Raw genomic sequence first — 22,522 nt, 5'->3', positions numbered from 1 at the left:
AACAGGGTCCGACATGGAAATGCAAGGCAGCCGCCCCCTGGCGGTGACGCAACAACAGGCCTGGGACGCGCTGAACGATCCGGAGGTGCTGAAGAAGTGCATCCCCGGCTGCGACAAGGTGGAAGCCACCGGCGAGAACCAGTACGCGATCGGCATGAGCGTGAAGGTCGGCCCCGTGGCCGCGCGCTTCAACGGCAGGATCCTGCTGGCCGACGTGCAGCCGCCGACCAGCTACACGCTGAACTTCGAAGGACAGGGCGGAGCGGCCGGCTTCGGCAAGGGCCACGCCAAGGTGAACCTCGTCACGGCGGCGGCCGACCCGGGCTGCGAACTCCAGTACACGGCGCACGCCCAGGTGGGCGGCAAGATCGCGCAGGTGGGACAGCGCCTGGTGGATGGCGTCGCCAGGTCGATGGCCGAGGACTTCTTCCGTCGCTTCGACCAGGAGATGCAGCAGCGGTATCCGCAGCCGGAGGCGACCGGCGCCACCCCCGCCGGTGAAGCCGCCGCCGCCGCCGCGGCCGCGCACCTGGCACCGAAGGAGCTGGGTGGCGACACCATGCCGGAGACCGGTGCCAGGCGCATGCCGGTGTGGGCGTGGATCGTCTTCGCCGCGGCCGTGCTGCTGGCGCTGGCGCTGCTGGCGAGTGGAGGATGAAGCTGCGCCAGCTGGCCTGCGTGGCCGCGGGTGGTGCCGCATTCGCCGCCGCGGCGCAGGCGCCGCAACCCATCGCGGGGGACGAGCCGACGCTGCGCCCCGTGGTCGTCACGCCCACGCCCGGCGTGGCGCAGGACGCCTTCGACACGCCTGCATCCGTCGACGTGGTGCCCGGCGCCACCGTGCGCAACGGGCAGCTGCAGGTCAACCTGTCGGAAAGCCTGGCGCGCGTGCCCGGCGTGGTCGCGCTGAACCGCCAGAACTACGCGCAGGACCTGCAGATCTCCGTGCGCGGCTACGGCGCGCGCTCCACCTTCGGCGTCCGCGGCCTGCGCCTGTTCTCGGACGGGATTCCCGCCACGGCGCCCGACGGCCAGGGGCAGATCTCGCATTTCGACCTCGCCACGGCCGACCGCATCGAGGTGCTGCGCGGGCCTTTCTCTTCGCTGTACGGCAATTCGTCCGGCGGCGTGATCAGCCTCTTCACCGCCGACGGCCTGCCGGGGCGGCAGCTGGAGGCGGCGACCGCCTTCGGCAGCGACGGCATCCGCCGGCACACCGCGCGCTTCGCCGGCGAGGAGGGCGCCTGGAACTGGAACGTGAGCGCCACGCACTTCGAGACCGACGGGTACCGCGACCACAGCGCCGCGCAGCGCCGCGGCTTCAACGGCAAGCTGCGCTGGAAGCCGGATGCCGACACGCGCGTGACCTTCGTCGCGAACGCGGTCGACATGCCCGACGTGCAGGATCCGCTGGGCCTCACCCGGTCCGAGTTCGAGGCGAACCCGCGCCAGGCGAGTCCGGCCGCGCTGCAGTTCAACACGCGCAAGTCGGTCGACCAGGCGCAGGCCGGCGTGATCGTGGAGCACGCGTTCAACCCCGTGCATGCCGCCAAGCTCACCGCGTGGCGCGGCCGGCGCGGCACCGAGCAGTTCCAGTCCATCCCGACGGGCACGCAGCTGGCCGCGGGCAGCCCGGGCGGCGTGATCGCGCTGGACCGCGACTACCAGGGCATCGACGCGCAGTGGATCGCGCGCACGCGCGTCGCTGGCGGCCCGCTCACCTTCACGGCCGGCGTCATGGCGGACGAACTGGAGGAGAACCGGCGCGGTTACCGCAACTTCATCGGCTCCACGCTGGGCGTGCAGGGCGAACTGCGCCGCGACGAGGACAACCGGGTGCGCAGCTTCGACCAGTACGCGCAGGCGCAGTGGTCGGGCGAGCGTGTGAGCCTCACCGCGGGCCTGCGCCACTCCGTGGTGCGCTTCGAATCGCGCGATCGGTTCATCGTGCCGGGCAACGGCGACGACAGTGGCAGCGTGCGCTACGAGGCCACCACGCCGGTGCTGGGCGCGGTGTGGCACGTGCATGAGCGCCTCAACGTCTACGCCGCCGCCGGCAAGGGCTTCGAGACGCCGACCTTCAACGAAGCCGGCTACCGGCCCGGCGGTCCGGGACTCAACTTCGCCCTGCAGCCGGCGGAGAGCCGCCAGTGGGAACTGGGCGTGAAGGCGGAGCCGGCGCGCGACTGGCGCGTCAACGCCGCGGTGTTCCAGGCCCGCACGTCCAACGAGATCGCGGTCCTGAGCAACTCGGGCGGGCGCAGCACCTTCCAGAACGCCGGGCGGACGCGGCGCCGCGGGCTGGAAGCCGCGCTGACCGGGCGCTGGTCGGAGGGCTGGTCCACGCATGCGGTCCTTACCTACCTCGACGCGACGTACAGCGACCCCTTCCTCACTTGTGTCGGCGCGCCGTGCCTCGCGGCCAGCGTGCCGGTGGCCGCCGGCAACCGCATCCCCGGCATCCCGCGCCTGACCGCGTATGCGGAGGTCGCCTACCGCCACCGTCCCTGGGGGCTGGAGGCGGCCCTGGAGGCGCGGCACACGGGCCGCATCGCCGTGGACGACCGCAACACGGACTTCGCGCCGGCCGCCACGGTGTTCAACCTGCGCGTGGCCCTGTCGCAGGTGCACGGGCGCTGGACGTTCCGCGAGTTCCTGCGCGTCGACAACCTCGCCGACCGGGCCTACATCGGATCCGTCATCGTCAACGAGGGCAACCGCCGTTTCTTCGAGCCGGCGCCGGGGCGCACCTGGCTGCTGGGCGCGAGCGCGGCCTACGCCTTCTAGGAGGACTGCCATGGAGAACCTCGACGTCGTCGTGCTGCGCACCCTGCGCGACTGGCGCCGCGCGGGAAAGCGCGCGCTGCTGGCCACGGTGGTGCGCACCTGGGGTTCGTCGCCGCGCCCCATCGGGTCGATCATGGCGCTCGCGGAAGACGGCGCCGTGGTCGGGTCCGTGTCGGGCGGCTGCATCGAGGACGACCTGGTCTACCGGCACACGCAGGCCTACGCGGGCAAGGAGCCCGGCCACCGGATCCCGTCCGGACCGCCTTCGTTCGTGAAGTACGGCGTGACGGCCGACGAGGCCCACCGCTTCGGCCTGCCCTGCGGCGGCACGCTGGAACTGCTGCTGGAATACGACCCGGAGGCGCAGGCGCTGGAGGAACTGGTCGCCGCGCTGGAAGGCGGGCAGCTGATGCGGCGCACCGTGCGCCTGGCGGACGGCGCGGTCACGCTGGCGCCGGCGCAGGCGCCCGAGGAACTCGCGCTGGGCGAGGGCACGCTGGCCAACACCTTCGGCCCCGAGTACCGCATGCTGCTGATCGGCGCCGGCCAGCTCACCGAGTACCTCGCGACGATGGCCCTGTTCAGCGGCTTCGCGGTCACGGTCTGCGATCCGCGCGAGGAATACCGCGGCGCCTGGAGCGTGGCCGGCGCGAAGGTGGCGAGCGACATGCCGGACGACGTCGTGCTGGCCTTCCGGCCGGACCGCCGCAGCTGCGTGATCGCGTTGACGCACGACCCGAAGCTGGACGACCTGGCGCTGATGGAGGCGCTGAAGACCGAGGCCTTCTACGTCGGTGCCATCGGCAGCCGCCGCAACAACGAGGCGCGGCACCAGCGCATGGCGGAGCACTTCGGCCTGGCTGCCGCCGACCTGCGGCGGCTGCGCGGGCCGGTCGGCATCTACATCGGCAGCAAGACGCCGCCGGAGATCGCCGTGAGCATCATGGCGGAGGTGCTGGCAGTGAAGAACGGCGTCACTTTGCCGCGCGACATGGAGGTGGCGCAGGCGAAGAACCTGCGGGCCCTCACCGCCCCTTGAATTCGTCGGTGTTCAGTCCCAGCCGCCGCATGCGGTCGTAGAGCGTCTTCTTCGGCAGCCGCAACAGCTCGCTCGCGGCCGCCGTGCGGCCCCCGCTGGCCGCCAGCGCTTCCTCGATCAGGTGGCGCTCGAAGTTCGCCACCTGTTCGTCGAGCGAGCGGCCGGCGCCCTCGGCACCGGCTTGCGCCAGTTCCGACAGGCCGAGCACGAAGCGGTCGGCGGCGTTGCGCAGCTCGCGCACGTTGCCGGGCCAGGCATGCGCCATCAACGACTGCATCTGCTGCGAACCGACCTCCGGCACCTGCCGCTCGTAGCGCAGCGCCGCCTGCATGATGAAGTGCGCGAACAACAGCGGGATGTCCTCGCGGCGCTCGCGCAGCGGCGGGATCTCCAGGGGCACGACGCTCAGGCGGTAGTACAGGTCGCTGCGGAACGCCTGCTCGCGCGAGCGCTCCAGCAGGTCCGCCTTGGTCGCAGCGATCACGCGGCAGTCCATCGGCAGCAGGTCGTTGGAGCCGAGCCGCTCGAACTGGCGTTCCTGCAGCGTGCGCAGCAGCTTGACCTGCAGTGCCATCGGCATGCTCTCGATCTCGTCGAGGAACAGGGTGCCGCCGGTGGCCAGCTCGATCTTGCCGATGCGGCGCTTGGCCGCACCGGTGAAGGCGCCGGCCTCGTGGCCGAACACCTCGCTTTCGAACAGCTGCTCCGGCATGCCGCCGCAGTTGAGCGCGACGAAGTTCGCCTGCCGCCGCCGGCCGTGGTCGTGCAGACAGCGCGCCACCAGTTCCTTTCCGGTGCCGGTCTCGCCGAAGATCAGCACGTCGGCATCGGTGTCGGCCACGTCCGCGATCAGGCGCCGCAGCTTCGTGATGGCGGGCGAGCGGCCGATCAGCTTGGCGTCGATCGCGTGGTAGCCCTCCAGCCGCCGGCGCAGCGTGTCGACCTCCAGGCTCAGCATGCGCTTCTCGATCGCGCGGCGCACGACTTCGGTCAGCTGCTCCGGCGCGAACGGCTTCTCGATGAAGTCGTAGGCGCCCAGGCGCATCGCTTGCACCGCCATCGAGATGTCGCCGTGGCCGGTGACCAGGATCACCGGCAGGCCGGGATCGATCGCCTGCGCCTTCTGCAGCAGCTCCAGGCCGTCCATGCCGGGCAGGCGCACGTCGGTCACCAGCACGCTGCACACGCCGGGTACCAGGTGGCCCAGCACCTGCTCGGCGGACGCGAAGTCGCGCACCTGCATGCCGGCGAGCTGCAAGGCCTGGGTGCTGCCCAGGCGGACGGCGGGGTCGTCTTCGACGAACAGGACGGTACAGGCTTCAGTCATCCTGGATCACGGTTTCCTTCAGGGGCGGCGACGCGGAGGTCGCTGCCTTCAGCTGGACGCAGAACACGGCGCCGCCGAGCGTGCTGCGCGCGCAGCGCAGCGTGCCGCCGAAGTCGCGCACGATGCCGGCGGAGATGGCCAGGCCCAGGCCGAGGCCTTCGCCCTGTTCCTTGGTGGTGTAGAAGGGCTCGAACAGGCGCGGCATGCCTTCGGGGGCGATGCCCGGGCCGCTGTCGTGCACTTCCAGCATGACCCACTCGCCGGCGCCCGCGGCGGTGACGCGGATGCGCCGCTCCGGCGCCTCCTTCACGGCGTCCAGCGCGTTGGCCAGCAGGTTCAGGAGCACCTGCTCCAGGCGGTTGCCTTCGCCCAGCACCACCAGGCCGGCGGGCACCTCGCGTTCGAGCTGCACCTTGCCGCTGCGCAGCCGCTGCTGCAGCAGCGACAGCGCGTCGTCGAGCACGCCGGCGAGCGGGACCGGATCGAGCCGGGCGCCGGACTTGCGCGCGAACTTCTTCAGCTGCGCGGTGATCTTGCCCATGTGGTCCGTCACGTGGCAGATCGTGCGCAGGTTCGACACCGCCTGCTGCTGCTCCCCGCGCTCCAGGAACACGATGGTGTTGGCCGACAGCGTGCGCAGCGCCGCCAGCGGCTGGTTCAGCTCGTGCGTGATGCCGGCCGACATCTGGCCCAGCACGGCCATCTTGCCGGTCTGGACCAGGTCTTCCAGCGTGGCCTGCAGGCGTTCCTCGGCGCGCTTGCGCTCGGCGACCTCGCTTTGCAGCAGCACGTTGGCGTCGCTCAGCGCCTCGGTGCGCTGCTGCACCTTCAGCTCCAGCTCGTCATGGGCACGTTGCAGTGCTTCGCGCGACGCGAGCCGGTCCATCAGGCTGCGCCGGCGCTGCTGCACGTAGAGGGCCAGCACCAGCAGGAAGCCGAGCGCGCAGGCGGCCACGATGGCGCTGGTCTGCGCCGCGGCGCGCGCCTGCCGCAGGTCCGACAGCATGATCAGCGCCCAGTCGGTGCCGGGCACCTGCCGGCTGTGCACCAGAAATTCCGGGGTGAGCAGCTGCCCCGGCGCCCGCTCGTCTTCCAGCTGCAGCGCGCGCCCGCCGCCTTGCAGCGCGCGGCCTTCGCGCAAGCCGATCGGCTGCAGTTCGCCTGCCTCCGTGTACTGGCGCGTCTGGGCGAGGCGTCCCAGCGTCTCCGCCGACAGCGGCCCGAGCGTGCGGAACTTCCAGCCCGGCTCGGAGGAGAGGAACACCACGCCGTTGCCGTCCGCCACGAGGATCTTCTCGCTGGCATGGGCCCAGGCGGCATCCAGCTTGTCGAGGTTGACCTTCACCGCGGCGACGCCGACCACGGCGCCGGCGGCATCGCGGATGCCCCAGGAGAAGTAGTAGCCCGGCTCGCGGCTCACCGTGCCGATGCCGTAGAACCGCCCCGCCAGGCCCCGTACCGCGTCCACGAAGTAGGGGCGGTACGAAAAATTCATGTTCACGAAGCTTGCCGGCTGCCGCCAGTTGCTGGCCGCGAGCGTGAGGCCGGAGGTGTCCATCACGTAGACGGCGGAGGCCCCCGCGTGCTGCACGACGGTCTCGAGGTAGCGGTTCACCTCGGCCTGCAGCGCCGCGCTGCGCGGTTCGCGCAGCAGCCGCACGACGTCCTGGTTGAGCGCGAGCACCGGCGGCAGGTACTCGTAGCGGCTCAACTCGCTTTGCAGGCTGGCGGCATAGAGGTCCAGCCGGTGCGCGCCGGCGCTGCGCAGGGAGCGCAGCGCGGCGCGCTCGGCCAGGCTCCATGCCGCGGCCATGCCGGCCAGCACGATCGCCAGGCCGAGCAGCCACAGGACCCCGCGGCGCGTGCGCGCGCTCAGGGCCATGCGGCGGGACGCATCGCGTCAGTCGGCATACACCCCGGCCGCCTTGATCACCGGCGACCACTTGGAGATCTCCGCGGCAACGTGCTTCTGCAACGAAGCCGGCGTCGCGCGGGCGGGCGGCACGGCCTCGGCACCGAGTTCCGCCATCTTGGCGCGGAAGCCGGGGTCGGCCACGGCGGCCTGCAGCGCGGCGGACAGCTTGTCCACGACCGGCTTCGGCGTGCCCTTGGGCGCGTACATGGCGTGCCAGATCTTCACCTCGATGCCGGGCAGGCCCTGTTCGGCCGCGGTCGGGATGTCCTTGAAGGCGTCGATGCGCTTGCCCTGCATGGCGGCGTACGACTGGATCGCGCCGGATTTCACCTGGCCGGCGACGTTGGTGGTCTGGTCGCACATCAGGTTGACCTGGCCGCCCATGAGGTCGGTCAGCGCGGGTGCGGTGCCCTTGTACGGAACCGTCACCAGCTCCTGCTTCAGCGCGCTTTGCAGCAGCAGGCCGCAAAGGTGCGAGGCGGAGCCGATGCCGGCGTTGGCCAGCGAGATCGAGGCCGCGTTGGTCTTGACGTAGGGCAGCAGGTCCTTGAAGGTCTTGGGCGGCAGTGCCTTCGATCCCAGCAGCAGCATGGGCACGTCGGCGATCTCGCCCACCATCTCCAGGTCCTTCAGCGGGTCGAAGCCGAGGTTGCGATACAGCGCCGGCGCCGTGGCCATGCCGATGTGGTGGATCAGGATGGTGTAGCCGTCGTTGCGGGCCTGCACGACCTTGCGCGCGCCGATGGTGCCGCCGGCGCCGCCGGTGTTCTCGATCACGATGGTCGTGTTGAGGTGCTTGCCCATGATCAGCGCGATCTCGCGCGCGACCTTGTCGGTGGGGCCGCCCGCGGCGAAGGGCACGACCGCGGTGATGGGCTTGGAGCCGGGATAGTCCTGGGCACCCACCGCGAAGGCCAGGGTGGCGAGGGACAGGGCGGTGGCCGCCTTCTTGAACAACAACTTCATGGTTTCCGTCTCGTGGTGGATGTTAACGAATCAATGTTTCAGGGGCGGGTGATGTCGAACAGCAGGTTGGCCGCGGCCGGGCCGAACGACAGCCAGGTGCCGGCCAGGGGCTGCTGGCCCACGCCCGGCTTGCTCCAGTCGCACACGCCGGCGGGGAAGGCCGCCTGCAGCCGCGCCCACTCCGCGCCCGTGAAGGGCACGGCGTAGTCGGCCGGGTCCAGCGGCTTGAGCTGGCACTTCACGACGTCGTCGGCCAGGGGCCCGCCGGCCACCATGCGCGGCGTGCGGCCGGAGGCGAAGGTGACGTTGCAGGTGGAGGCGCCGAACGCGGTCTGCAGTTCCTCGTGCTTGGTCGCCCCGATCCAGCAGGCGTCCTTCAGGTCGGCCGGGCGGTGGGCGGCGATCTTCTGCGCGCGGGTGAGGCCCGGCGTGGTGTCGCCCAGCGCGCCCATCAGCCAGGCGTCCATCTGCGCCAGAGGCTCGGGCGCGGCGATGACGCCGGTCTGCGTGAGCATCACGTGGTTGTCGAAGTGCCCGTTGGCCTTGAGCAGGCGCTCGCGCAGCGCGAAGGAGTGCACCCGCATGTGCAGGTTGGTCGTGCCGTCGACGTGGTTGCGGCGCTCGATGACCGGCGTCGCCGCCAAGCCGCCGCCGCCGCTCAGGATGCGTCCGGACTTGTACCCGCGCTCGATCGCCGGCAGGTCGCCTTCGGTGCGGGCCGCCTGCGGCCGGAAGTCGCGGTCCAGGCCGCCGACCTGTTCGTTCAGCAGCAGGAACTTCTCCACCGTGATCGCACCGTCGTTCAGCGCCTTCAGGCCGTACTGCACGCCGGTGTTGTCCAGCGGGCGCAAGGCGTGCCCGCTGGCGTCGACACCCCACACGTTCTTCGCCGCGTCGAAGGGAGTGGCGCGCACGCCGGCGGGGTTGGTTGCCGGGTCGTAGCGGTCCGCCGCCGGGATCGCGGCCGGGTAGTTCGTCGCCAGCAGCGGGTCCATGCGGCCGGCCTCGGTGCTGTGGCCCGCCACGTTGCCGATGGTGCGGAAGCCCGTGACCGCCAGCCGTTCCGCCGTGCTCCACGCGGCGGCGTTGGCGTTGAAGAAGGTGTCGAGCAGGCGCGCGTCGAACAGCTTCATCAGCAGGCCGGTGGTGGTGTCGGGCATCACCTGCGTGGTGATGACGCCATCGAACAGCCCCGGGTAGTTGTCGGCGATCTGCAGGGGCTGCGCGCCGTCACCCGTCGTGTTGGCGAAGCCGACGGTGTACGTGGGCAGGCCGTACGACTTGGTGAACTGCTCCTTCACCGCCATCACCGTCTCCGCGGCGAGCACGTCGTTGCAGTTGACGGCGGCGTTGTTGAGGGTGGCCGACACCGCCGCGTAGCCTTGCGCCATGTAGTCGGGGTTGATCAGCGTGGTGAAGTCGTTGCCCTGCTGGTTGCCGTTGGCCCCGCAGCCGCCCATCGTCGTGTAGACCAGCTTGCCGTTCCAGCCGGCGGGGCGCGACGAGGGGCTGGGGACCGGCTCGTTCAGCGCGTCGTGCAGGATGGCCGACTGGTACAGCGACCGGTTGACCGTGCCGCTTTCGAGCCGCACCAGGAACGGCACCTGCTTGCCGTTCACCGTGACGTACGCCATGTTCGCCGGGTAGGCGGTGGCCGTGGCGGGATTGAAGCCGGTGTTGCTGCCGCCGGTGTTGCGGTAGAAGTAGGAAACCAGCGTGCGCGTCGAGCACTTGCCGTCCTCGAGCGAAGTCAGCACGCCGCCGCCGAGGCGGGTGAAGCTCGCGTAGCCGCAGACGAAGGGGTCCCGGTGCGGTCCGGAGAACACCGGGCCGGTGCGGGGGTAGCCCGTGAGCGCCAGGCGCGTGGTGTAGGCGCCGTAGGTCGCCACGATCTCGTTGGCGCCCGGGCGGATGTTCTCGACGTTGCCGTAGAAATGGCCGGTCGACGGGTCCGCGCGGAACAGGTGGCTCACGTCTGCGCCGTTGGCGGTGACCCGCAGGCGTGCGTCGGCGTCGAACTTCAGGAACTCGAGCCGCACCAGCGCGGTCGTGCCCATCACGCGGTCGGCCGGGGACGACAGCAGCGCGAGCTGGATGGTCGCCTCGGGCGGGGGCGGTTCCGGCGCCTGGGGAGGCAGGCCGGGGAATTCGGGCACCGCGGGCGGGGCCGCCGCCACGTCGCCGCCACCGCCGCCGCCGCAGGCGGTGAGCGTCAGGGCCAGCAGGACCGCCAGGCCGCTGCCGGCGCGGAGCTTGTTGTCGTGCGTTTTCATGGGTGGGTGTCTCCTCGCGCTCATTGCTTGGTGATGTCGAACAGCAGGTTGGTCGGCGAGGGGCCGAAGGAACGCCACGGCTGGCTGGGCTGCTGTCCCACGCCCGGCTTGCTCCAGTCGCAGACGCCGTCCGGGAAGGTCAGCTGCAGCGTGATCCACTCGGCCTGGGTGAAGGTGATGCCCGGGTAGTCGGCGGCGCGCAGCGGCTTGAGCTGGCACTTGAGGATGTCGTCCGCCAGCGGGCCGCCGGCGGCCATGCGGGGCGTGGTGCCGGCGGGGTACACGGCGTTGCAGCCGGTCGGCCCGCTGGCGACCTGCGTCTCGGCCACGAAGGTGTTGTTGATCAGGCAGCCGTCGACCAGCGTGGAAGGACGGTTCGCCACCACCTTCTGTGCCAGCGTCTTGCCGGAAGCATCCGTCTTGATCGCGGTCAGCCAGGCGTCCATCGCCGCCGTGGTGTCCACGCCCGCGCCGCCGCCGCCGGTCGAGGACGTGAGGATCACGTGGTTGTCGACGTGGCCATTGGCCTTACGCAGGCGTTCGCGCACCGAGAACGAGTGGATCTTGGTGTGGATGTCGCCGTTGACGTTGGCGTCGTTGTAGTCGCGGCGGTCGATGATCGGCATCGATGCGAGGCCGCCGCCGCCCCACACGATGCGGCCCGACTTGTAGGTGCGTTCGATCACCGCGAGGTCCGCGGCCGTGCGCTGCGACTGCGGCTGCAGGTCCATGTCCAGGCCGCCCACCTTCTGGTTCAGGTCGACGAACTGCGCCGGCGTGATCACGCCGTCCAGCAGCGCCTTCAGGCCGTACTGCACGCCGACGTTGTCGATCGGGCGCAGGGCGTGGCCCTCGGCGTTGGTGCCGTAGACGTTCTTCGTGTGGTCGTAGACGGAAGCGCGCGCGCCGCCGCGGTTGGTGACGGGGTGGTAGCGGAAGGTCGGCCCCACGCCCGCCGTGACGCCGGCCGGGAAGGACACGGTCGGATCGATGCGGCCGGCCTGGCCGCTCATGTTGGCGATGTTCGCGACCTGCAGGTAGCCCGAGATCGCCTGCTTCTGGGCGGTGGTGTAGCCACCGTTGGCGGTGAAGTAGTTGTTCAGCACGCGCGAGTCGAACTGCTTGAACAGCGTCGACGAGGTCACGTCGGCGAACACCTGGCTGATGATGATGCCGTCGAACAGGCCGGGGTAGTTGTCGCCGGTCTGGTTGGACTGGTACGCGCCGCCGGAGCCGCCCGTGCCCACCGTCCAGAAGGGCACGCCGTAGTTCTCGATGAAGCGCTCCTTGACCATCATCACGGTCTCGGAGGAGAGCAGGTCGTTGCAGTTCTGCCCCATCACGTTGAGCGTGGAGCTGGTGACCCCGTAGCCCTTGGACAGGTGGCCGTCGCTCAGCACGGTGTTGGCGCTGGCGCCCTGCTGGAACCAGCCGCCCTGGCAGCCGCCGCCCAGCGGGTAGAACAGCTTGCCGGTGAAGCCGGCGGGGCGCGCGACCGGCGAGGGCGCCGGCTCGTTCAGCACGTCGTGCAGGATGGCCGACTGGTAGATCGCGCGGTTGATCGTGCCGGTCTCCAGGCGCACGACGTAGGGCACCGTGCGGCCGTCGATGGTGAGCGTGCGCATGTTGGCCGGGTAGGCCGTGAGCGCCTGCGGATCGGGGAGGTAGACGAAGGTGTTCGTGGTCGTGCGGTACAGGTAGTCGACGCGCGTCTCGACGCCGCAGTTCGGGTCACCCGGGATGGTGGTGAGCGCCGGCACGCCCGCCGGCATGGCGAAGTTCGTGTTGCAGAGGAAGGGGACCTGGTGCGGCCCGGAGATGACGGGGCCCGTGATCGCGAAGGCCGTGACCGGCAGGCGCGCGGTCTCGCCGCCGTAGGTGGCGACGATCTCGTTGGCGCCGGGCTGGAGGTTGGCGACCTTGCCCACCAGCTTGCCGCTGGCGTCGGCGGCGAAGGCAGCGGTGACGTCGGTGCCGTTCGCGGTGATCGCCAGCGTGGAATCGGCCTGGCTGCGCAGCACTTCGACCTGCACCAGCGCGTCGGTGCCGGTGACCTTGTCGGCGGGCGAGGACAGCACCGCCAGGCGCAGGGCCGCGGCAGGCGTTTCGGGACCGGGGGCGGGGGGCGGGGTGTCGGGTGCTGCGGCCGATCCGCCGCCGCCGCCGCAGGCGGCGAGCACGAGGGCGGTGAGGGCGCCGGCGGCGCCGGCTTGCGCAAGGCGGCGGCTGCGCCGGGCGGGCATTCTTTCTGGCATGGCTTGTCTCCTGGTGTTCTCTGCGCCGCGATGGACGCAGGACCGGGATAGCAACGCGTGTGCCACGCGCGACCGCTGCTGCAAGTGATTGATTCGTCAGGGGCCTCTTGCGCGGCTTGCGGGTTTACCCGCGCGGCGGCGGATGGGAACCCGCTCGCCCGCGAAGGGCCCGCGGACGGAAACCTGCACTCGGCGGTGGCAGGCGCCTAGCTGCGCCAGGGAAGTTCCAGCGCGGAGCCGTCCGGCAGGGCGACGGCGACCGGCGTGGCGGAAAAGACCGCCGTCATCTCCAGCGGGCCGCTGCCCACGTTGAAGATCTGGTGCGGGACCTGCGCGGGCAGCAGCACGGTCTGGTCGGGCCCGAACGAATGGACCTGGCCGTCGAGGTGCACTTCGCCGCGGCCGGCGGTGCACATCACCAGTTCCTCGCAGGGGTGCGAATGCGGCGGCGTGCAGCCGCCCGGCGCGACCGACTGGCGCCACACGCTGAGGCTGGTGGCGCCGTCGGCGTGGCCGGCCCAGGTGGCGTGCAGGATGCCGGGGATGGGGGTGGCGGCGGGACGGGGCTGGTCGAGGACCAAGGGACGGGTCATGAAGTGCTCCTGGAAAGAAGTGGAAGGGACGCGCGGCGCTGACGTGGGGCGCAGTGTCCGCGCGCCGGATGCCGCGCACAAGATGCGGCAGTGCCGTAACATTGACGGCATTCCTTCCTCAATCCGGCGGACATGAACTCACTGCAGCAGGTGGCGGCCTTCGCCGAGACGGCCAAGCACGGGAGCTTCGCGGCCGCCGCACGGGAGTCGGGCAGCGCACCTTCGACACTTGCGAAGTCCGTCGCGCGGCTCGAAGCCTCGCTGGGCGTGAAGCTGTTCCACCGCACCACGCGGCAGGTGGCGCTGACGCCCGACGGCGAGCGCCTGTTCCAGCGCTGCCAGCGGCTGCTCGCCGAAGTCGACGAACTGCACGCCGAGGCGTCCGGCGTGCGCGCCGGCCCGAGCGGCACGCTGCGCATCGACCTGCCCATCGTGCTGGGCCGGCGCGTGGTGCTGCCGGTGCTGGCGGAGCTGGTGCGGCGGCATCCCGGCCTGGCGCTGGACGTCCGGCTGCAGGATGCTTACACCGACCTGGTCAAGGAAGGCATCGACGTCGCCCTGCGCGTGGGTGCGCTGAAGGATTCGACGCTGGTGTCGCGCCGCTTCGGCACGCAGAACATGGTGCTGGTGGCCAGCCCGGCGTACCTCGCGGAACGCGGCACGCCGCGGCGGCTGGACCAGCTGGCCGCGCACGACGCGCTGCTGTTCCGCATGCCGAGTTCGGGCAAGGACAGGCCCTGGCAGTTTCGCCAGCGCGGCAACCCGGTGGAGCTGCATCCTGCGTCGCGCGTGCGCCTGAACGATGGCGAGGGCCTGGTGGAGGCGGCGTGCCTGGGGCTCGGGCTGGCGCAGCTGCCGGACTACTTCGTGCGCGAACGGCTGGACACCGGCGAACTGGTCGAGGTGCTGCCCGGCGCGCGGCCGGCGCCGCTGCCGATCTCGCTCGTGTATCCGGGCGCGCGGCTGGTACCGCAGCGCGTGCGCGCGTTCATCGAGGCGATGGATGCGGTGCGGTGAGGCGACGCTTGCCGACTTTCCCGCACAGGCGGGAGTCCACGACGCCCCATGAAAAAGCGCCGCTGTGCGGCGCTTCTCCAAGGTACCGGGTCCCCGCCTGCGCGGGGACGGGCGTCACATCTTCCGGTACGCGTCCACCAGCTGCTGCCCCTCGGGGCCGGCCTTCTCCAGCCATTCCTTGAGCATCGTGTCGCCGACCTTCTTCATGTCGGCCTTCAGCTGCGCGGACGGCTGGTGGATGGTCATGCCGGCGCCCTTGAGCTTCTCCAGCACCTCGGTGTTGGTCTTGCGGCTCGCGGCCCAGCCACGCGCTTCGGCGTCCGCACCGGCCTTCAGCACGGCGTCCTGCGTGGCCTTGTCCAGCGCGTTGAAGGCGGCGCGGTTCACGATGACGGCGTTCTTCGGCAGCCAGGCCTGCGTGTCGTACCAGTTCTTGATGTGCTCGTAGGTCTTGGAGTCCCAGCCCGTGGAGCCGGACGACATGTACGAGTCGACGACGCCGGTGGCCATGGCCTGCGACAGTTCGGCCGCCTGCACCGTCACCGGCTGCGCGCCCACCAGTTCCGCGATGCGCGCGGTGGCGGGGCTGTAGGCGCGCCACTTCAGGCCCTTCATGTCGTTGGCCGAATTGATCGTGCGCTTGGTGTAGATGCCCTGCGGCGGCCAGGCCACCGCGTACAGGACCATCATGCCCTGCTCGCCGAGCTTCTTGTCGACCATCGGCTTCTGCGCGCGCCACAGCTTGGCCGCGGAGTCGTAGCTGTCGGCCAGGAAGGGCAGGCCGTCGGCGCCGAAGATCTGCCACTCGTTCTGGAAGTTCACCAGCAGGATCTCGCCGATCTGCGCCTGCCCGCCCTGCACGGCGCGCTTGATCTCGGGCGCCTTGAACAGCGACGCGTTCGGGTGCACCGTGATCTTCAGCTTGCCGCCGCTGGCCTTGTCGACGTCGCTGGCGAACTGCACCAGGTTCTCGGTGTGGAAGTTGCTGGCGGGGTAGGCGGCCGGCAGGTCCCACTTGGTCTGGGCGGCGGCCTGGCCGGCGAGGGCCACGGAGGCGATCGCCAGGGCGAACTTGAGTTTCATGGAAGCTCCGGGAGAATGGGTATTGTGGATCCGTCCAGCTTAAGTGCAAGTCCCGGGCCAGCAGATGCGGTCTTACCCCAAGCGCCCCGTGCGGGGTTCCTCGGCATCGTGATGCTGGACACGCGGTTCCCGCGTCCGCGTGGCGACGTCGGCCACCCCGACACCTTCCCTGTCCCGGTGCGGCGGCGCGTGGTCCCCGGCGCCTTCCCGCGTGCGGTGGTGGCGTCGGCGGCGGCCTTGCGTGCGTCGGGACTCGCGGAGAGATTCTCCGAAGCGCTGCGCGCGCTCGAGGCCGAAGGGGCGCGGGCGCTCACCACCAGCTGCGGCTTCCTGGTGCTGCTGCAGCGCGAGCTGCAGGCTGCGGTCCGCGTGCCGCTGGTGAGCTCCACGCTGCTGCAACTGCCGCAGATCCTGGAACGCGAGGCGGAGGTCGGTGTGCTGACGATTTCGGCCGAACACCTGGGCGAGGAGCATCTGCTCGCAGCCGGCGTACCGCCGGACCGCCTGCGGGACGTTCGCGTGCAGGGCATGGATCCGCGAGGGCCGTTCGCGCGCACCATCCTTGGCGACCTGCCGGAGATGGACCTCGCCGCCGCCCGGGCCGACGTCGTCGCGGCCGCCCTGTCCTTGCGCCGGCGGGCGCCGGGGCTGCGCACGCTGGTGCTCGAATGCACCAACATGCCGCCCCATGCCGAGGCGCTGGCGGACGCGACGGGATGGCGTGTTCGTACGCTGCTGGACGCCGGGCCGCTGCTACAGTGGCCGCATGCCTGAACTTCCCATCGAGCTGCCCACCGCGTGGGGCCAGCTGTCCGGCACGCTGCTGCTGCCGGACGCCGGCGGGCCGTTCACGGCCGCGCTGCTGGTGGCCGGCTCCGGCCCGACCGACCGTGACGGCAACAACCCGCTGCTGCCGGCGCCGATCGACAACCTCAAGCGGCTGGCGCAGGCACTCGCCGCGCGCGGCATCGCAACGCTCCGCTACGACAAGCGCGGCATCGGCGCCAGCCGCTTTCCCGGCGTCAGCGAGGCGGCGCTGCGCTTCGAGCACCTGGTGGACGACGCCGTGCAACTGGGCCTGCTGCTGCAGGAGCACCCCGCCGTGGCCCGCGTCGTGCTCGTGGGCCACAGCGAAGGCGCGCTGGTCGCCGCGCTGGCGGCCGAGGACGCCGGCGCCCGCGCCCTGGTGTCGGTCTCGGGGGCGGGAAGCCGCGCGTCGGTGCTCATGCGCCGCCAGGTCGAGGCGCAGCTGCCGGACGACCTGTCGCAGCCCGCGCTGGCCGCGCTGGCCGCGCTGGAGCAGCAGCAGGCGGTGGACGACGTGCCCGACGCGCTGGCGCTGCTGTTCCGCCCGACGGTGCAGCCTTACCTGATGTCCTGGTTCCGCCACGACCCGCCGGCGGTGCTGTCCTCCGTGGCGGTGCCCGTGCTGCTCGTTCACGGCAGTGCCGACGCGCAGGTCACGGTGGACCACGCCTCCCTGCTGCACGCCGGCCGCCCGGACGCGCGGCTGCAGGTGCTGGAAGGCGTCGACCACCTGCTGGCGTGGCAGGGCGACATCGGCCGCGGCACCGAGGCCGTGGCGGCGGAAGTCGCGGGCTGGCTGCAGGCGCTGGAGGAGAAGGCTGTCCCGGCCTAGCGGGGCGACTACATCTTCGACGGCAGCCAGGTCGCGATCTGCGGCACGAACCACAGCAGCAGGACCATCCCGCACATCAGGAAGAAGAAGGGCATGGTGACGCGGGCGATCCAGGTGATCTCCTTGCCGGTCATCCCCTGCAGCACGAACAGGTTGAAGCCCACCGGCGGCGTGATCTGCGCCATCTCCACCACCACCACGATGAAGATGCCGAACCACACCAGGTCGAAGCCGGCGGCCTGCACCGTGGGCAGGATCACGCCCATGGTCAGCACCACCATCGAGATGCCGTCCAGGAAGCAGCCGAGCAGGATGTAGAACAGCGCCAGCGCCACCATCAGCATGAAGGGCGACAGGCCCAGGCCGCGCACGTACTCGGCCAGGTTGCGCGGCAGGCCGATGTAGCCCATCGACAGCGTGAGGAAGGCCGCGCCGGCGAGGATCAGCGCGATCATGCAATACAGCCGCGTGGCGCCCATGAGCGAGTCGCGGAAGGTCGCCCAGTTCAGCGAGCCCTGCACCGCGGAGAGGATGAAGGAGCCCACCACGCCGACGGCAGCGGCTTCCGTGGCCGTCGCCACGCCGGTGTAGATCGAGCCGAGCACGCCGGCGATCAGCAGCACGACCGGGATGAGGTGGCGCGACTCGCGCAGCTTCTCGCCGAAGCGCATCACCCGGTCCGGCACCGGGATCTTCTGCGGGTTCAGCAGCGCCCACGCCGCGATGTAGCCGGAGAACAGCGCCGCCAGCAGCATGCCGGGCAGGATGCCGGCGACGAACAGCTTCGCGATCGACACGTCCGCCGTCACGCCGTACACGATCATGATGATCGAAGGCGGGATCAGGAGGCCCAGCGTGCCGGCGCCGGCCAGCGAACCGATGGTGATCTCCTCCGGGTAGCCGCGTCGGCCCAGCTCGGGCAGGCTCATCTTGCCGATGGTGGCGCAGGTGGCGGCGGAGGAGCCGGAGACGGCTGCGAAGATGGTGCACCCGATCACGTTGGTGTGCAGCAGCCGGCCGGGCAGGCGCGACACCCAGGGCGCGAGGCCGCGGAACATGCTTTCGCTGAGCTTGGTGCGGAACAGGATCTCGCCCATCCAGATGAACAGGGGCAGGGCGGTCAGGGTCCAGCTCGAGGCCGAACCCCAGACCGTGACGGCCATCGCGTCGCCCGCGGGGCGCGACGAGAACAGTTCCATGCCGATCCAGGCCACGCCCGCGAGCGTGAGGCCGATCCAGACGCTGCTGCCCAGCAGGGCGAACAGCGCGACGATCAGCAGGGTGGTGACAAGGACGTCATTCATTGTGCAGCGCCTCCTCGCTGTCCACCGTCACGCGGCGGCCGCGCAACTCCAGCACCCACTCGTCGAGCAAGGCCACGAGCAGGATGAGCGTGCCGACCGCCATGGCGATCTGCGGGATCCACAGCGGCGTCGCGTCGTTGCTGGTGGAGATGTCGTGGAACGCGTGCGACTGCCAGGCGAGCCGCACCGAATAGAAGGCGAAGAGTCCCGCGAGCAGCACGCCGGCGGACAGCGCCCACATTTCCAGCGCGTGCCGGGCCCGGCCTTGCAGCCGGCCCAGGATCAGGGTCACGCGGATGTGCTCGTTGCGCTTCAGGGTGTGGGCCAGGGCCAGGAAGCCCGCCGCGGCCATGGCGTAGCCGGCATAGGCGTCGGTGCCGGGGACGTGGAAGCCGAACTGCCGGCTGACGATGGACAGCAGCACCATCAGCAGCACCCCGATCATGGCCAGGGCGGCCAGCCACGCGGCCGCGTCGTAGAGGAAGTCCAGCACCCGTCGCATACGGTCCTTCGTTGTTGTCGAGCCGAAGTGTAGGGGCTGTTCTCCCATAATCGGCCGATGACATCGACCTCCCCGAAATGGCAGTTCTGGATCGACCGTGGCGGCACCTTCACGGACATCGTCGGCCGCCGCCCGGACGGCTCCCTGGTCACCCACAAGCTCCTGTCCGAGAACCCGGAGCAATACCGCGACGCGGCGGTGGCGGGCATCCGCCACCTGCTCGGGCTGCAGGCAGGGCAGCCGATCACGCCGGGCCAGGTGGAATGCGTCAAGATGGGGACAACCGTCGCCACCAACGCCCTGCTGGAGCGCAAGGGTGAGCGCACGCTGCTGGTCACGACCCGGGGGTTCCGCGATGCGCTGCGCATCGCCTACCAGAACCGCCCGCGGCTGTTCGACCGGCACATCGTGCTGCCGGAGCTGCTTTACGCCGAGGTGATCGAGGCGCAGGAGCGCATGGGGGCGCACGGCGAAGTGGTGCAGGCGCTGGAGGAAGAACCGCTGCGGGAGGAATTGCAGGCCGCCTTCGGCCGGGGCCTGCGCAGCGTGGCGATCGTGTTCATGCACGGCTATCGCTACACGGCGCACGAGGCCAGGGCGCGCGACATCGCGCGGCAGATCGGCTTCACGCAGGTCAGCACCTCGCACGAGACCAGCCCGATGATGAAGCTGGTGAGCCGCGGCGACACCACCGTGGTCGACGCCTACCTGTCGCCGATCCTGCGCCGCTACGTCGAGCAGGTCGCCGCCGAGATGCCGGGCGTGCAGCTGTTCTTCATGCAGTCGTCCGGTGGCCTGACCGACGCCCATGCCTTCCAGGGCAAGGATGCGATCCTCTCCGGTCCGGCCGGCGGCATCGTCGGCATGGCGCGCACCGCGCAGCTGGCGGGCCATGCCAAGGTGATCGGTTTCGACATGGGGGGCACCTCCACCGACGTCTCGCACTTCGCCGGAGAGTTCGAGCGCGAGTTCGAGACGCAGGTTGCCGGCGTGCGCATGCGGGCGCCCATGATGTCGATCCATACGGTGGCGGCGGGCGGAGGCTCGATCCTGGAGTTCGACGGCGCAAGGTTCCGCGTCGGCCCGGAGAGCGCCGGGGCGAACCCCGGTCCGGCCAGCTACCGGCGTGGCGGGCCGCTGGCGGTGACGGACGCCAACGTGATGCTGGGCAAGATCCAGCCGCGCTACTTCCCGAAGGTGTTCGGGCCGCAGGCGAACGAGGCCCTGAGCCACGAGGCGGTGGTCGGCAAGTTCGGCGCGCTGGCCCAGCGCACCGGACGCAGCGCCGAGGAAGTCGCCGAGGGCTTCATCGCCATCGCCGTGCAGCAGATGGCCAACGCGATCAAGAAGATCTCGGTGGCGCGCGGCTACGACGTCACGCGCTACACCCTGCAGTGCTTCGGCGGCGCCGGCGGCCAGCATGCCTGCCTGGTCGCCGACGCGCTGGGCATGTCGCGCGTCTTCGTCCATCCGCTGGCCGGCGTGCTCTCCGCCTACGGCATGGGCCTCGCGGACCAGAACGTGATCCGCGAACAGGCGGTGGAAGAATTGCTCACGGCCGACACGCTGCCGGGGGTGGCGCAGCGGCTCGACACGCTGGCCGCGGCGGCGCAGTCGGAGCTGCAGCGCCAGCAGGTGAGCGGCAACGCGGTGCAGGTGCGCCGGCGCGTGCACGTGCGCTACCAGGGCAGCGACTCCGCCCTGGTGGTGGCGTTCGGCGCGCTGCCCGAGATCGTCGCCGGCTTCGAGGCCGCGTACCGCCAGCGCTTCTCGTTCCTGATGCCGGGCAAGCCGATGATCGTGGAGGCCGTGTCGGTGGAAGCGATCGTCGCCGGCGACGCGCCCGCCGAGCCGCGCCATCCCGTGAACGCGCCGCGCGAGCTGCCGCGGCGGGAGACGGTGCGCATGTACTCCGGCGGCCAGTGGCACGAGGCCGCGCTCGCGGTGCGCGAGGACCTGCAACCCGGCGACGTGATCGCGGGCCCCGCCATCATCGCGGAGAAGAACGCGACCACGGTGGTGGAGCCGGGCTGGGAAGCGCGCATCACCGAGCTGGACCACATCGTCCTGGACCGCAAGGTGCCGCGCGCCGTGAAGTTCGCCGCCGGCACGCAGGTCGACCCCGTGCTGCTGGAGGTGTTCAACAACCTGTTCATGAACATCGCCGAGCAGATGGGGCTGCAGTTGCAGAACACCGCCTACTCGGTGAACATCAAGGAGCGGCTGGACTTCTCCTGCGCGCTGTTCGACGCGGAAGGCAACCTCATCGCCAACGCACCGCACATGCCGGTGCACCTGGGCAGCATGGGCGAGAGCATCAAGACGGTGATCCGCGAGAACGCGGCCACCATGCAGCCCGGCGACGTGTACGTGCTGAACGACCCGTACCACGGCGGCACGCACCTGCCGGACATCACGGTGATCACGCCGGTGTACCTCTCCGGGGGAAGCCCCCACCCCAACCCTCCCCCAGGGGGGGAGGGGGCGGAGCCGGGCACGCGGCCCATGTTCTACGTCGGCTCGCGCGGACACCACGCCGACGTCGGCGGCACCACCCCTGGCTCCATGCCGCCGTTCTCGACGCTGATCGAGGAAGAGGGCGTGCAGATCAACAACTTCAAGCTCGTGGACCGCGGCGTGCTGCGCGAGGCGGAGATGGTCGCGCTGCTGCGCGGCGCGAAGTACCCTTCGCGCAACCCCGACCAGAACATGGGCGACCTGAAGGCGCAGATCGCGGCCAACGAGAAGGGCGTGCAGGAGCTGCGCAGGATGGTCGACCAGTTCGGCATCGACGTGGTGCAGGCCTACATGCGGCACGTGCAGGACAACGCCGAGGAGTCGGTGCGCCGCGTCGTCACGCGCCTGAAGGACGGCGCGTTCACGCTGCCGCTGGACAACGGGGCGCAGATCCAGGTCACGATCCGCGTGGATGCCGCCAACCGCGCCGCCGAGATCGATTTCACCGGCACCTCGCCGCAGCAGCGGAACAACTTCAACGCGCCCAAGGCGGTCTGCATGGCGGCGGTGCTGTACGTGTTCCGCACCCTGGTGAGCGACGAGATCCCGCTGAACGCCGGCTGCCTGAAGCCGCTGAAGGTGATCGTGCCCGAAGGCTGCATGCTGAACCCGAACCCGCCGGCGTCGGTGGTGGCCGGCAACGTCGAGACCTCGACCTGCGTGACCAATGCGATCTTCGGCGCGCTGGGCGTGATGGCCGCGGGCCAGTGCACGATGAACAACTTCACCTTCGGCAACGCCCGCTACCAGTACTACGAGACGATCTCGGGTGGCAGCGGTGCCGGCGGGCTGTACGACGAAGAGGGCAGGTCGTGCGGCGGCTTCGAGGGCACGAGCGTCGTGCAGACGCACATGACCAATTCGCGGCTGACCGACCCCGAGGTGCTGGAGTTCCGCTTCCCGGTGCGGCTGGAAAGCTACGAGATCCGCAAGGGCTCGGGGGGCGCCGGTCGCTGGAAGGGCGGCGACGGCGGCGTGCGCCGCGTGCGCTTCCTGGAGGACATGACGGCGAGCATCCTGTCCAACGGCCGCAAGTTCCCCGCCTTCGGCATGGCCGGCGGGCAGCCGGGGCAGCCCGGCCTCAACCGGGTGGTGCGCGTGGACGGCAAGGTGGAAGAACTGGAGCACATCGGCTCGGCGGAGATGAAGCCGGGGGACCTGTTCGAGATCCACACGCCGGGGGGGGGCGGGTTCGGCGCCTGAGTCGTCATTCCCGCGGAGGCGGGAATCCAGGGCTCCCAAAGCAAAGGCGCCGCAATGCGGCGCCTTTTTCAATGCCCTGGGTCCCCGCCTGCGCGGGGACGA

The 22,522-nt window shown here is 70.6% G+C and carries 16 protein-coding genes; 7 read left to right on the top strand and 9 right to left on the bottom strand.

Features of this window, described 5'->3' with window-relative positions:
• Positions 1-13 precede the first annotated feature (13 nt).
• Genes IM787_RS20500 through IM787_RS20490 form a run of 3 tightly spaced genes read left to right on the top strand, consistent with a single transcriptional unit; the run spans position 14 to position 3,826 of the window.
• Complete coding sequence (locus IM787_RS20500; RefSeq protein WP_193678582.1) at positions 14-658, top strand: SRPBCC family protein; 645 nt, start codon at positions 14-16, stop codon at positions 656-658.
• Positions 655-2,787 (top strand): TonB-dependent receptor family protein, encoded by a 2,133-nt coding sequence (locus IM787_RS20495; RefSeq protein ID WP_193678581.1) that lies wholly within the window; start codon positions 655-657, stop codon positions 2,785-2,787. The genes IM787_RS20500 and IM787_RS20495 overlap by 4 nt, the downstream gene beginning before the upstream one ends.
• A gap of 10 nt (positions 2,788-2,797) precedes the next feature.
• Positions 2,798-3,826, top strand: a complete 1,029-nt coding sequence (locus tag IM787_RS20490) for an XdhC family protein (RefSeq protein ID WP_193678580.1) — start codon at positions 2,798-2,800, stop codon at positions 3,824-3,826.
• Here IM787_RS20490 and IM787_RS20485 read toward each other — a convergent pair.
• The 6 genes from IM787_RS20485 to IM787_RS20460 all read right to left on the bottom strand — a co-directional run bounded on the left by IM787_RS20485 (position 3,813) and on the right by IM787_RS20460 (position 13,155).
• Positions 3,813-5,153: a sigma-54-dependent transcriptional regulator gene (locus tag IM787_RS20485; RefSeq protein ID WP_193678579.1), complete on the bottom strand. Its 1,341-nt coding sequence runs from the start codon at positions 5,151-5,153 to the stop codon at positions 3,813-3,815. The two genes, IM787_RS20490 and IM787_RS20485, sit on opposite strands and share 14 nt — an antisense overlap.
• Positions 5,146-7,035, bottom strand: a complete 1,890-nt coding sequence (locus IM787_RS20480) for a sensor histidine kinase (protein WP_193678578.1) — start codon at positions 7,033-7,035, stop codon at positions 5,146-5,148. The genes IM787_RS20485 and IM787_RS20480 overlap by 8 nt, the downstream gene beginning before the upstream one ends.
• An 18-nt stretch (positions 7,036-7,053) precedes the next feature.
• Complete coding sequence (locus tag IM787_RS20475) at positions 7,054-8,034, bottom strand: tripartite tricarboxylate transporter substrate-binding protein (protein ID WP_193678577.1); 981 nt, start codon at positions 8,032-8,034, stop codon at positions 7,054-7,056.
• 38 nt (positions 8,035-8,072) lie between these two features.
• A complete protein-coding gene (locus IM787_RS20470; protein WP_227494536.1) occupies positions 8,073-10,307 on the bottom strand; it encodes a DUF6351 family protein in 2,235 nt (744 codons plus the stop codon).
• A 20-nt stretch (positions 10,308-10,327) separates the two neighbouring features.
• A complete protein-coding gene (locus tag IM787_RS20465) occupies positions 10,328-12,562 on the bottom strand; it encodes a DUF6351 family protein (protein ID WP_193678575.1) in 2,235 nt (744 codons plus the stop codon).
• 206 nt (positions 12,563-12,768) lie between these two features.
• The gene (locus IM787_RS20460) at positions 12,769-13,155 is read right to left on the bottom strand and encodes a cupin domain-containing protein (protein ID WP_193678574.1); all 387 of its coding nucleotides are present in this window, start codon (positions 13,153-13,155) and stop codon (positions 12,769-12,771) included.
• Between the two features lie 132 nt (positions 13,156-13,287).
• Between IM787_RS20460 and IM787_RS20455 the strand changes: the two genes are divergently transcribed.
• Complete coding sequence (locus tag IM787_RS20455; RefSeq protein ID WP_193678573.1) at positions 13,288-14,172, top strand: LysR family transcriptional regulator; 885 nt, start codon at positions 13,288-13,290, stop codon at positions 14,170-14,172.
• Between the two features lie 114 nt (positions 14,173-14,286).
• Here IM787_RS20455 and IM787_RS20450 read toward each other — a convergent pair whose 3' ends face one another.
• The gene (locus IM787_RS20450; RefSeq protein ID WP_193678572.1) at positions 14,287-15,255 is read right to left on the bottom strand and encodes a TRAP transporter substrate-binding protein; all 969 of its coding nucleotides are present in this window, start codon (positions 15,253-15,255) and stop codon (positions 14,287-14,289) included.
• Positions 15,256-15,366: 111 nt separating this feature from the next.
• Between IM787_RS20450 and IM787_RS20445 the strand changes: the two genes are divergently transcribed.
• On the top strand, positions 15,367-16,029 hold the full coding sequence (locus tag IM787_RS20445) for an aspartate/glutamate racemase family protein (RefSeq protein ID WP_193678571.1): 663 nt from the start codon (positions 15,367-15,369) through the stop codon (positions 16,027-16,029).
• Positions 16,022-16,894, top strand: a complete 873-nt coding sequence (locus IM787_RS20440; RefSeq protein WP_193678570.1) for an alpha/beta hydrolase — start codon at positions 16,022-16,024, stop codon at positions 16,892-16,894. Before IM787_RS20445 ends, IM787_RS20440 begins: the two co-directional genes overlap by 8 nt.
• 8 nt (positions 16,895-16,902) lie before the next feature.
• Here IM787_RS20440 and IM787_RS20435 read toward each other — a convergent pair whose 3' ends face one another.
• Together IM787_RS20435 and IM787_RS20430 are read right to left on the bottom strand one after the other, a co-directional pair.
• Positions 16,903-18,198 (bottom strand): TRAP transporter large permease, encoded by a 1,296-nt coding sequence (locus IM787_RS20435; protein ID WP_193678569.1) that lies wholly within the window; start codon positions 18,196-18,198, stop codon positions 16,903-16,905.
• Complete coding sequence (locus IM787_RS20430) at positions 18,191-18,700, bottom strand: TRAP transporter small permease (protein ID WP_193678568.1); 510 nt, start codon at positions 18,698-18,700, stop codon at positions 18,191-18,193. The genes IM787_RS20435 and IM787_RS20430 overlap by 8 nt, the downstream gene beginning before the upstream one ends.
• A gap of 57 nt (positions 18,701-18,757) precedes the next feature.
• On the opposite strand from IM787_RS20430, the gene IM787_RS20425 reads away from it, so the two are divergent.
• Positions 18,758-22,420 carry a hydantoinase B/oxoprolinase family protein gene (locus IM787_RS20425; RefSeq protein WP_193678567.1) on the top strand — a complete coding sequence of 1,221 codons (3,663 nt, stop codon included), beginning with the start codon at positions 18,758-18,760 and terminating at the stop codon, positions 22,418-22,420.
• Positions 22,421-22,522 lie beyond the last annotated feature (102 nt).

It is taken from the genome of Ramlibacter pallidus (genome assembly GCF_015070875.1).
Taxonomy (GTDB): Bacteria; Pseudomonadota; Gammaproteobacteria; order Burkholderiales; family Burkholderiaceae_C; genus Ramlibacter; species Ramlibacter pallidus.
The sequence above is the reverse complement of the archived record's forward strand: the minus strand, read 5'-3'. Positions and strand labels throughout refer to the sequence as shown.